11 protein-coding genes are annotated in these 10,403 nt (G+C 66.1%); all 11 read right to left on the bottom strand.

Annotated elements, in window-relative coordinates; translation table 11 throughout:
* Positions 1–697: phosphoenolpyruvate carboxylase (locus GOOTI_RS17185; protein ID WP_007239889.1), on the bottom strand; the 697-nt coding region annotated here is incomplete at its 3' end.
* 125 nt (positions 698–822) lie between these two features.
* Positions 823–1,056 carry a preprotein translocase subunit SecG gene (secG, locus tag GOOTI_RS17190; RefSeq protein ID WP_005173296.1) on the bottom strand — a complete coding sequence of 78 codons (234 nt, stop codon included), beginning with the start codon at positions 1,054–1,056 and terminating at the stop codon, positions 823–825.
* A 133-nt stretch (positions 1,057–1,189) separates the two neighbouring features.
* Complete coding sequence (gene tpiA / locus GOOTI_RS17195) at positions 1,190–1,981, bottom strand: triose-phosphate isomerase (RefSeq protein ID WP_007239890.1); 792 nt, start codon at positions 1,979–1,981, stop codon at positions 1,190–1,192.
* Entirely contained in the window at positions 1,981–3,192 is a 1,212-nt protein-coding gene (locus GOOTI_RS17200; protein WP_007239891.1) for a phosphoglycerate kinase, read from the bottom strand. Before GOOTI_RS17200 ends, tpiA begins: the two co-directional genes overlap by 1 nt.
* Entirely contained in the window at positions 3,192–4,214 is a 1,023-nt protein-coding gene (gap, locus tag GOOTI_RS17205) for a type I glyceraldehyde-3-phosphate dehydrogenase (protein ID WP_007239892.1), read from the bottom strand. The genes GOOTI_RS17200 and gap overlap by 1 nt, the downstream gene beginning before the upstream one ends.
* A gap of 195 nt (positions 4,215–4,409) precedes the next feature.
* Entirely contained in the window at positions 4,410–5,387 is a 978-nt protein-coding gene (whiA, locus tag GOOTI_RS17210; protein ID WP_174299154.1) for a DNA-binding protein WhiA, read from the bottom strand.
* A gap of 106 nt (positions 5,388–5,493) precedes the next feature.
* The gene (locus GOOTI_RS17215) at positions 5,494–6,504 is read right to left on the bottom strand and encodes a gluconeogenesis factor YvcK family protein (RefSeq protein WP_007239894.1); all 1,011 of its coding nucleotides are present in this window, start codon (positions 6,502–6,504) and stop codon (positions 5,494–5,496) included.
* On the bottom strand, positions 6,501–7,403 hold the full coding sequence (gene rapZ / locus GOOTI_RS17220) for an RNase adapter RapZ (protein ID WP_007239895.1): 903 nt from the start codon (positions 7,401–7,403) through the stop codon (positions 6,501–6,503). The genes GOOTI_RS17215 and rapZ overlap by 4 nt, the downstream gene beginning before the upstream one ends.
* The gene (gene uvrC / locus GOOTI_RS17225; RefSeq protein WP_007239896.1) at positions 7,396–9,414 is read right to left on the bottom strand and encodes an excinuclease ABC subunit UvrC; all 2,019 of its coding nucleotides are present in this window, start codon (positions 9,412–9,414) and stop codon (positions 7,396–7,398) included. Before uvrC ends, rapZ begins: the two co-directional genes overlap by 8 nt.
* Positions 9,415–9,460: 46 nt before the next feature.
* Complete coding sequence (locus GOOTI_RS17230) at positions 9,461–9,901, bottom strand: PH domain-containing protein (RefSeq protein ID WP_051997999.1); 441 nt, start codon at positions 9,899–9,901, stop codon at positions 9,461–9,463.
* A gap of 83 nt (positions 9,902–9,984) precedes the next feature.
* The coding region (gene ribH, locus GOOTI_RS17235) for a 6,7-dimethyl-8-ribityllumazine synthase (RefSeq protein ID WP_007239898.1) at positions 9,985–10,403 on the bottom strand (419 nt) is incomplete at its 5' end.

Here is a 10,403-nt window from a genome sequence, read left to right on the forward strand (position 1 = left end):
TCTCGTCCTGGATGGTCAGGCGTTCGAGGCGGATGAGCGCCGTCTGCCACAACGTCAGGATCTGACGCTCGATGGCCTCGATGACCTGTGCGTCCTCGTCGGAGGTCAGGTCGGTACGTCCGCGGAAACGCATCAGTTCGGTGATGCGGTTCTGCGCATCGAACACCGTGCGGCGTCGGGTCTCGGTGGGATGGGCGGTGATCACCGGGACGACGGTGGCGTCGGCGAGTGCCGAGCCGACATCGGCGTCGGACAGATCGGCTGCCGCGAGCTTCGCGTAGGTGGCCGCCAGGCTGCTCTCCTGCGGCGGATCACCCGCGCGCACGTGGATGGCGCGCCTACGCTCACGATGGATGTCCTCGGCGAGGTTGGCCAACAAGGCGAAATTGCCGAACGCGCGGATGACGGGCATAGCGGTGTCGATGTCGAGATCGGTGAACATGTCGGCGAGCTCGTCGCGGTCTATTTCGGCACGCCGGATACGGAAAGCCGCGACACGTGCCGCCTCGACCAAATCGAAGACGTCGTCACCGGAGTGTTCTCTGATGGCGTCACCGAGAAGGCCGCCGAGCAATCGGATGTCCTCCCGAAGCGGTTCGGTGAGGGCTCGACCCTCATCGTCAACGGAGATCAGATCGTCGATGGAGGTCGACGGACGCCAGGCAGGGGCGCCACGGGACGGATCGGTTGAGGTCATGCCTCAAGTATTCAGGTATTCAGCGGGCGTGGCATCTCGGCGAGGTCAGCGCACAGAAAAAGGGCCGCGCCCGTGCGCGGCCCTTGACCAGACCCTGGTTGTCGTGAAGAACGGAACCCGAGGCGTCAGGAGAACTTGATGTCCAATTCGACGCCGATGATGAGAATGAACCACACCAAACCGACGAAGATCGTCAACCGGTCGAGGTTGCGCTCCACGACGCTCGAACCCGACAGGCTCGACTGGACGCCACCACCGAACAGTGAGGACAGACCGCCACCCTTGCCGCGATGCAGCAGCACGAGAACGACCAGCAGAACGCTGGTCACGATCAGACCGATTTCGAGCGCGAGCTTCATCCCGTGAGCATTCCTGTTTCGTCGTGTAACGGCAGAGGGCAGGTTGGCCTCGCAAGGGCGAAGCCAACCTGCCACAGTCTACGCGTCGGAATCTGCGACCCCGCGAGCGCCCCGCTGCCTGCGGGTGCCCCCGTCAGGGCAGTGGACCACCCGCAGCGATTGCCGAGAGAGTCGCGAACTCGTCGGCCTTGAGCGATGCACCGCCCACCAGAGCGCCGTCGACGTCCGGCTTTCCCACGATCTCCGCGACGTTCTTAGAGCTCACCGATCCGCCGTAGAGAATGCGCAGGTGCGAGGCAACCTCGTCGCCGGCAACAGAGGCGATGTTGCCGCGGATTGCTCGACACACCTCTTGTGCATCGTCAGGCGTGGCGACGCGCCCGGTTCCGATCGCCCAGACCGGTTCGTAGGCGATGACGACCTTCGACAGTTCGTCGCCCGACAGACCGGCCAGCGATGCCGACGTCTGCTGCGTGCAGTACTCGACGTGGTCCCCTGCCTCGCGGACGTCGAGTTGCTCACCGACACATACGATCGGGGTCAAACCGTGACGCAGTGCCGCCTTGGTCTTGGCAAGCACCACCTCGTCGGTTTCGCCGTGCATCGTCCGACGTTCGGAGTGCCCCACCACGACGAAGGTGCAGCCCAGTTTCGCGAGGAACGCGCCACTGATCTCGCCGGTGTAGGCGCCCGAGTCGTGTTCGGACAGATCCTGCGCCCCGTAGGTGAGCAGCAACTTGTCGCCGTCGACGACGGTCTGCACACTGCGGATGTCGGTGAACGGCGGGATCACCGTCACGTCGACCTTCTCGAAATACTTCGCCGGCAGTGCGAAAGCGATCTTCTGCACCAGAGCGATGGCCTCGAGATGGTTCAGGTTCATCTTCCAGTTGCCCGCGATGAGCGGTTTACGAGTGCCTGCCATCAGTCCTCCAGCACCTTCAGACCCGGCAATTCCTTGCCTTCGAGGAACTCCAGGGATGCGCCACCGCCCGTCGAGATGTGCGAGAAGTGGTCTTCCGGCAACCCGAGCGTGCGAACGGCTGCAGCCGAATCGCCACCGCCGACGACGCTGAATGCGCCGTTGTCGGTCGCGGTGATGATCGCCTCGGCCACGCCCTTGGTGCCCGCAGCGAACTTCGGAAACTCGAACACGCCCATCGGACCGTTCCAGAAGATCGTCTTCGCGCCCGTCAGCACCGCGGCGAAGCGGTTGACCGACTCCGGGCCGATGTCGAGGCCCATCCACTCGTCGGGGATCTCGTCGACGCTCACGGTGTCGGATTCGGCATCGGCGGCGAACTTGTCGGCAACGACGACGTCGACCGGGAGATGGATGACGTCGGCGAACCGGTCGAGCAGGTCCTTGCAGACGTCGATCTGATCTTCCTGCAGCAACGACTTGCCGACCGAATGCCCTTGCGCAGCAAGGAATGTGAACGCCATACCGCCGCCGATGACCAGCGTGTCGACCTTGGGAGCCAGCGACTCGATCACGCCGAGCTTGTCCGACACCTTCGAGCCACCGAGCACGACGGCGTACGGACGCGCCGGATCGGTTGTCAGCGTGGTCAGGACGTCGACCTCACGCTCGACGAGCTGGCCGGCGTAGTGCGGCAGCAGTTTGGCGACGTCGTACACCGAGGCCTGCTTGCGGTGCACCACACCGAAGCCGTCGGAGACGAACGCACCGTCGTCGCCGACCAGCTCCGCGAGTTGCTTGGCCATCGACTCACGCTCGGAGTCGACCTTCGACGTCTCGCGAGCATCGAATCGGACGTTCTCCAGCAGCAGCACGTCGCCGTCGGTCAGTCCCTCTGCGCGTGCGAGCGCATCGGGGCCGACCACGTCGGCGGCGAGCTGGACGTTGCGGCCGAGCTCTTCACCGAGACGCTCTGCGACCGGAGCCAGCGAGTACTTAGGATCCGGTGAGCCCTTGGGACGACCGAGGTGGGCGGCGATGACGACCTTGGCGCCCGCGTCGATCAGCGCGTTGAGCGTCGGCAGGGAGGCGATGATGCGGCCCGGGTCGGTGATCTTGTCTCCGTCGAGCGGAACGTTGAAATCCGACCGGACCAGCACCGCGCGCCCTGAAACGCCTTCGGCCAGAAGGTCTTTCAGAGTTTTCACGCTCATTACAGCGACTTACCCACCAGATCGGAGAGGTCGACGAGGCGGTTGGAGTAGCCCCACTCGTTGTCGTACCACGAGCTGACCTTGGCCAGGTTGCCCTCGATCACCTTGGTGAGTCCCGAGTCGAAGATCGACGAGTGCGGATCCCCGACGATGTCGGAGGAGACGATCGGAGCGTCGTAGTAGCGGAGGATGCCCTTGAGCGGGCCGTCGGCTGCCGCCTTCATCGCCGCGTTGATCTCGTCGACCGACGGTGTCTTCTCGAGTTCGACGGTGAGGTCTGTGATCGAGCCGGTGGGGATCGGGACGCGCAGCGCGAATCCGTCGAGCTTGCCCTTCAACTCGGGGAGTACCAGACCGATGGCCTTGGCCGCACCGGTCGAGGTCGGCACGATGTTGATCGCGGCGGCGCGAGCGCGACGCAGATCCTTGTGCGGGCCGTCCTGGAGGTTCTGGTCGGCGGTGTACGCGTGGACGGTGGTCATCAGGCCCTTGATGATGCCGAACTCGTCGTTCATCACCTTCGCGAACGGGCCGAGGCAGTTGGTGGTGCACGACGCGTTGGAGATGATGTTCTGGCTGCCGTCGTACTTGTCGTCGTTGACACCCATCACGATGGTGATGTCCTCGTCGGTCGCGGGGGCCGAGATGACAACCTTCTTGGCACCTGCCTCGAGGTGACCCTTCGCCTTGGCGGCATTGGTGAAGATACCGGTCGATTCGACGACCACATCGACGCCGAGGTCACCCCACGGCAGTGCAGCAGGACCTTCGCGTACCTCGAGCGCCTTGATCTTCTGGTTGCCCACGACGATCGTGTCCTCACCCTCGAGCGACACCTCTTCGTCGAGGATTCCGCCGACGGAGTCGAACTTCAGCAGGTGTGCGAGGGACTTGTTGTCCGCCAGGTCGTTGACCGCGACGATCTCGATGTCGGTCTGGCCCAGCTTCTTTTGTGCCTCCACGGCACGGAAGAAATTGCGGCCGATCCGGCCGAATCCGTTGACGCCTACCCGAACAGTCACTGTGTGCTCCTTAAGCGGTTTCATCGGTCTCGAGCCTCGCGGCCCGGTCATGGGGCGGAGGAACGAACCTCCGCGAACCCAGTCGCCATCCAGCCTAGTGGTCACAACCTGCCGCGGCACCCATTAGGGTCGGTAGCTGTTCCATCGGACAGGCCTCACAGCGCCCGCCGAGGCGATCTGAGACGAACCAGGCGCTCAGGCGTCGTCGAGAAGATCCGACGTGACCGCTGACTCCGTGTCGGGAATGCCGTCGGTACGCGCCTTCTTGTCGGCCATCGACAGCAGCCGCCGGATACGGCCTGCGACGGCGTCTTTCGTCATCGGCGGATCGGCGAGTTGCCCGAGCTCCTCGAGGGAGGCCTGGCGGTGGGTGACACGCAACTGTCCTGCTGCGACGAGATGATCCGGTACCTCGTCGCCGAGGATCTCCAGTGCGCGCTCGACACGGGCTGCTGCCGCGACTGCTGCGCGGGCCGAGCGCCGGAGATTGGCATCGTCGAAATTCGCCAGCCGGTTCGCGGTAGCGCGCACCTCGCGGCGCATCCGCCGCTCCTCCCACACGAGTCGCGTGTCGTGCGCGCCCATCCGCGTGAGTAGCGCACCGATGGCCTCGCCGTCACGGATCACGACACGGTCGGCGCCGCGAACCTCACGGGCCTTCGCCGAGACCCCCAGCCGCCGAGCCGCCCCCACGAGCGCCAACGCAGCCTCCGGCCCAGGGCAACTGACCTCGAGCGCTGAGGATCGGCCGGGTTCGGTGAGTGATCCGTGCGCGAGAAAAGCTCCGCGCCAAGCGGCTTCGGCGTCGGCGACGCTGCCGCCGACCACCTGTGCGGGCAGGCCGCGCACGGGTCGACCGCGCAGGTCGAGCAGCCCGGTCTGACGAGCGAGGCCTTCGCCGTCCTTGGTGACACGCACGATGTAGCGGGCGCTCTTACGGATACCACCGCTGCGCAGGACGTGGACGTCGGAGGCGTACCCGTAGAGATCGTGGATCTCGCGGCGCAGCCGGCGTGCGACGTTGCCCATGTCGACCTCGGCTTCGACCACCACGCGTCCACCGACGATGTGCAGGCCACCGGCGAAACGTAGGAGCGCAGACACCTCGGCCCTGCGGCAACTCACCTGTGTCACCGTGAGTCGGCTCAACTCGTCCTTCACGGCCGCGGTCATTGCCACCGGTCCCTTGCCTCCTGTCACCTGGTTCTCAAACCCCTCGGATAGGCGATTGCGCGGACCGCCGTGTCACGGCCGCCGCCCTACAGACAATGGGCACAGCCTAGTCGGTGCCTTCACCTTCGCACAGTTGCTTCACCAGTGACGCAACCTTGCCCGGGTCGTGGACGTGCTCACCAGGTACCGCGAGGTCTCCGACGCGCAGCTGCGCACCGAAATTCTTCGCCGCTCGGACGAGGTGATCACGTTCGGCCCCCGACGGTACAGACGCCGAGTCGACGACGACGTCGTCGACCGACAGGGTGTCGTCGTGCGCGTGCAACACGTGCAGGTGGCGCTCGACCGAGAAACCGGGTGTCTCCCCCGGCTCGGGGGCTAGGTTGACGAAGAGCATCTTGCGAGCTCTGCTCTGCTGCAACGCTTTTCGCTGTGCGGGGACCAACACGTGCGGGATCACACTCGAGAACCACGAGCCGGGACCGAGGACGACGAGATCCGCGGCTTCGATAGCCTCGATGGCTTCGTCACAGGCGGGTGGGTCGTGCGGGAGCAACCGCACCCGGCGCACCTTGCCCGGCGTCGTGGCGACGGCGACCTGCCCGCGGATCACACGGCTGATCCGGGGATCGGACTCGAGGCCCGACACGTCGGCCTCGATCTCGAGCGGTCCTGTCGACATCGGCAGTACCCGACCGTCGATGTCGAAAAGTCTGCGCAACTCGTCGAGGGCTGCCACCGGGTCGCCGAGAACCTCCGACAGCCCCGCGAGCAACAGGTTTCCCACGGGGTGCCCAGCAAGTGCGCCGTAGCCGCCGAAGCGATGCTGCAGGGTGCGCGCCCACATCTCGTGGCGGGCGCGGTGCATCGTTCCCGCGTGTGGATGGCGATCACGGTCGTCGAGCGCCGCGGGTGCGCTCATCAACGCCACCATCGCCATCCGGAGATCACCGGGCGGGATGATGTCGAGTTCGCTGCGCAGTCGGCCGGACGAACCGCCGTCGTCGGCGACGGTGACCACCGCCGTCACGTTCGGGCTGAGGTAGCGCATCGCCGTCAGCGTCGCATAGAGGCCATGGCCTCCGCCCAGGGCGACGATGCGATCCGGGGCGCTCATTCGCGCCCCAGATCCCGGTGCATCACCCGGACTTCGTAACGCGTGGAACTGGTTTCGTCGCCCGCCGCTTTCAGGCGGGCGGCCAGTTCCTCCGCGATCGCGACGCTGCGGTGCTTGCCGCCGGTGCATCCCACGCTGATGGTCATGTACCGCTTGCCCTCGCGTAGATACCCCTTGCCGACGACCCCGATGAGGTCGGTGTAGAGATCCACGAAGTGTCCGGCCTCGTCGTGGCCGAGGACGTAGTCGCGGACCGGGGCGTCGCGCCCGTTCTTCTCGCGCAGTTCGGCAACCCAGTACGGGTTGGGCAGGAAGCGGACGTCGGCAACCATGTCGGAGTCGATCGGCAGACCGTACTTGAACCCGAACGACTGGACCGCGACCGACAGCCTGGGCTCACCGTCGTGTGGATAGACCTCCTCGACGAGCTCACGCAGTTTCGCGACGGTCAAAGACGACGTCTCGACGACGAGATCTGCCGAATTCTTGATGGGCGCGAGGATCACACGTTCGCGCGCAATACCCTCGATGAGCGTCTCGGTGCCCTGCAACGGATGTCTGCGACGGACCTGCTCGAACCTGCGCACCAGCACGGGGTCGGTGGCATCGAGGAACAACACCTTGGTGGCGACACCCGCGAGCTCGAGCTCGGTACGCAGCGACTCCAACTGCGCGCCGATCGACGGGTCGGATGCACGCAAGACCATCGCTAGCCGGGTGATCGGCGGGTCGGACTCGCGCACGGTCTCGACGAGGGTGGAGAAGAGCGGGGCGGGCACGTTGTCGACGACATACCAACCGTCGTCCTCGAGGATGTTGGCGACGGTCGACCTGCCCGCCCCCGACATTCCCGCCACGAACAGGACGACGAGTTGATCGTCGTCGGCGATCTCATCCACTCTCTGCTCCTGCTCTCGTGGAGTGTCCGCTCGACACCGCCACGTCATCTGCCGACTCTGTTCGCTGCGCGACACCGAGCGCCTCGTGCACCGCGCGTGCGGTCGCCTCACCGATCCCGGGTACCTCGGCGATCTCGTCGATCGTGGCCTCGCGCAGTCGCGCGACGGAACCGAAGTGCGTCACCAGCGCGGTCCGTCGTGCGCGGCCGAGCCCTGCGACGCCGTCGAGTACCGATTCGGTCATCCGCTTGCTGCGTTTGCTGCGATGGAACGTGATCGCGAAACGGTGGGCCTCGTCGCGCACGCGTTGCAGGAGGAACAGGGCCTCGCTGGTACGCGGGAGGATCACCGGATCGTCATCGCCGGGCACCCAGACCTCTTCGAGGCGTTTGGCGAGACCGATCACCGAGACGTCGTTGACACCGAGCTCGTCGAGGACGGCCGCTGCCGCGTGGACCTGCGGCGCACCCCCGTCGACGACGTACAGGTTCGGCGGATAGGCGAACTTCTTGGGTGGAGGTGGCGCCGAATCGACCGCACGAGCCGGTATCTCGCCCGAGGTAACCTGTGCCGCAGCCAGTGTTGCGGCCTCTTGGTCGGCGCGGTGACGGAGGAAACGACGCCGTGTCACCTCCGCGATGGACGCCACGTCGTCGGAGTGGCCGTCACCGGCCGCCTGTCGGATCGAATAGTGCCGGTAGTCGGACTTGCGGGGCAGACCGTCCTCGAAGACCACGAGCGACGCAACGACGTCTGTCCCCTGCACGTGCGAGATGTCGACACATTCGATGCGCAGGGGCGCCTGGTCGAGGCCGAGGGACTCCTGTAGCTCCGTCAGCGCCGCCGACCTCGTCGTCAGGTCACCCGCGCGCCTGAGTTTGTGCTGGGCCAACGCCTCCCCCGCGTTGCGCTCGACGGTCTCGAACAGTGCACGCTTGTCGCCGCGCTGTGGCACACGGAGGCTGACCCTGGAACCCCGTAGTCCCGAGAGCCATTCGGTGAGTTGCTCCTCGTCGGGTGGGAGTTCGGGGACGAGTACCTCGCGCGGGATGGCCTCGCTGCCGTCGAGGTCGTCCTGGCGCCCGTAGAACTGGGTGAGGAACTGCGCCACCTGTTCGGCAGACGACTCGTCGTCCGGCTTCTCGACGACCCAGCCACGCTGACCGCGCACGCGACCGTCCCGGACGTGGAACACCTGCACCGACACCTCGAGGTCGTCGCCGACCATCGCGACGACGTCGGCGTCGGTCCCGTCGCCGAGCACGACCGCCTGTTTCTCCATCGCGCGTCGCATCGCACCGACGTCGTCGCGCAGACGCGCGGCGCGTTCGAAATCGAGTTGTTCTGCGGCCGTGTTCATCTCGCGCTCGAGACGACGGATCATCTGGTCGGTGCGGCCGGCGAGGAAGTCGCAGAAGTCGTTGACGATGGCTCGGTGTTCTGCTGCGCTGACACGTCCGACGCAGGGTGCGGAGCACTTGTCGATGTAGCCGAGCAGACACGGCCGGTCGATCTGACGGTGTCGCTTGAACACACCGGCGGAACACGTGCGCGCCGGGAAGACGCGTGTCAAAAGGTCGACGGTCTCGCGGATCGCCCACGCATGGGAGTAGGGACCGAAGTACCGGACGCCCTTCTTACGCGGTCCCCGGTAGACGAACAGTCGCGGGTACTCCTCGTTGAGGGTCACCGCGAGCATCGGGTAGGTCTTGTCGTCGCGGTAGCGGACGTTGAACCGCGGATCGAACTCCTTGATCCAGTTGTATTCGAGCTGGAGCGCCTCGACCTCGGTTCCCACGACCGTCCACTCGACCGAAGCCGCGGTCGTGACCATCCGCCTCGTGCGCGGGTGCAGGGACGCGATGTCGGCGAAGTACGACGTCAGACGCGAGCGTAGGTTCTTGGCCTTCCCGACGTAGATGACGCGTCCATGTGCGTCGCGGAAGCGGTAGACCCCGGGGTCTGTCGGGATCGTCCCGGGCGCGGGACGGTAGGTAGTCGGGTCTGCCACGGAACCCAGGCTAGTACGCGACACCGACCGGAGCCGCGGACGCCGGTCAGGCCTTCCTCGACCTGCTCTGATATCGCGCCTCTAGTTCGCGGTAGCGTTCCATCGCGTCGACGGCCCGGTCACCGTCGCCTGCCTGCACCGCCAGCACCGGGATGTGCTCGTCGGCGGGCAGCAGCAACTGCGCCCCGAAACCGCGGTCGGGATAGGTCAATCCGCGCACACGATCCCATTCGAAGAGACGATCGGACCACAGATTCCGCACCGACACCCCCGCCTTCCCGACGCGTAGTCGCGGTCGGGTGAACAGCAGCACGGCGCACGCGATGATCAGTCCGATGATGATGATCGACGCCTGGTCGGACACGCCGATGTTCTCCGGACCGGTGTCGGAGATCGTGAGCAGAACACCGAAGACGATGTGGATCACCAGCACGATCGCAGCGACCACGATCGCGATCCGCACCAGTCGGTGCGGTCGGTAGATCATGTCCCACTCGGGGGCGGTCGCGGCTGTGGTCGCCCCAGGTGCACTCGCGTCGGGTCCGGCGCCGTCGGGTGGGCCGCTCGCGGTCACGAGCGCGACCCGGCGCCGTTCAGCGACCGCAGCGTGAGCGCGGAGGCCAGTGCCGCAGCCGTGGCCTGGGCCCCCTTGTCCTCCTTGGAGTCCGGTAGCCCGGCACGCGCGAGCGCCTGCTGTTCGTCGAGTGTCGTCAACACGCCGTTACCGACAGGCGTCGACTCGTCGAGCGACACCCGCGTGAGACCTGCGGTCACCGCGTCACACACGTACTCGAAATGCGGCGTCTCCCCCTTGATCACGACACCGAGGGCGACCACTGCGTCATGTGTACGTGCGAGCGCCTGCACGATGACGGGTAGTTCGATGGCGCCCGCCACCTGCACCACCGTCGGCTCGAGGACGCCGTTCTTGCGCGCCTCGCGCAGCGCACCCTCGAGCAGCGCGGTGCAGATGGTCGCGTGCCACTGGG

This window comes from Gordonia otitidis NBRC 100426 (assembly GCF_000248075.1).
Taxonomy (GTDB): domain Bacteria; phylum Actinomycetota; class Actinomycetes; order Mycobacteriales; family Mycobacteriaceae; genus Gordonia; species Gordonia otitidis.

What these genes read in the sequence shown, in the direction of transcription:
- whiA (WP_174299154.1), bottom strand. Translation starts at nt 5,387, where the DNA reads ATGACCGCGGCCGTGAAGGACGAGTTGAGCCGACTCACGGTGACACAG.
- GOOTI_RS17200 (WP_007239891.1), bottom strand. Translation starts at nt 3,192, where the DNA reads ATGAGCGTGAAAACTCTGAAAGACCTTCTGGCCGAAGGCGTTTCAGGG.
- GOOTI_RS17215 (WP_007239894.1), bottom strand. Translation starts at nt 6,504, where the DNA reads ATGAGCGCCCCGGATCGCATCGTCGCCCTGGGCGGAGGCCATGGCCTC.
- secG (WP_005173296.1), bottom strand. Translation starts at nt 1,056, where the DNA reads ATGAAGCTCGCGCTCGAAATCGGTCTGATCGTGACCAGCGTTCTGCTG.
- GOOTI_RS17230 (WP_051997999.1), bottom strand. Translation starts at nt 9,901, where the DNA reads ATGATCTACCGACCGCACCGACTGGTGCGGATCGCGATCGTGGTCGCT.
- tpiA (WP_007239890.1), bottom strand. Translation starts at nt 1,981, where the DNA reads ATGGCAGGCACTCGTAAACCGCTCATCGCGGGCAACTGGAAGATGAAC.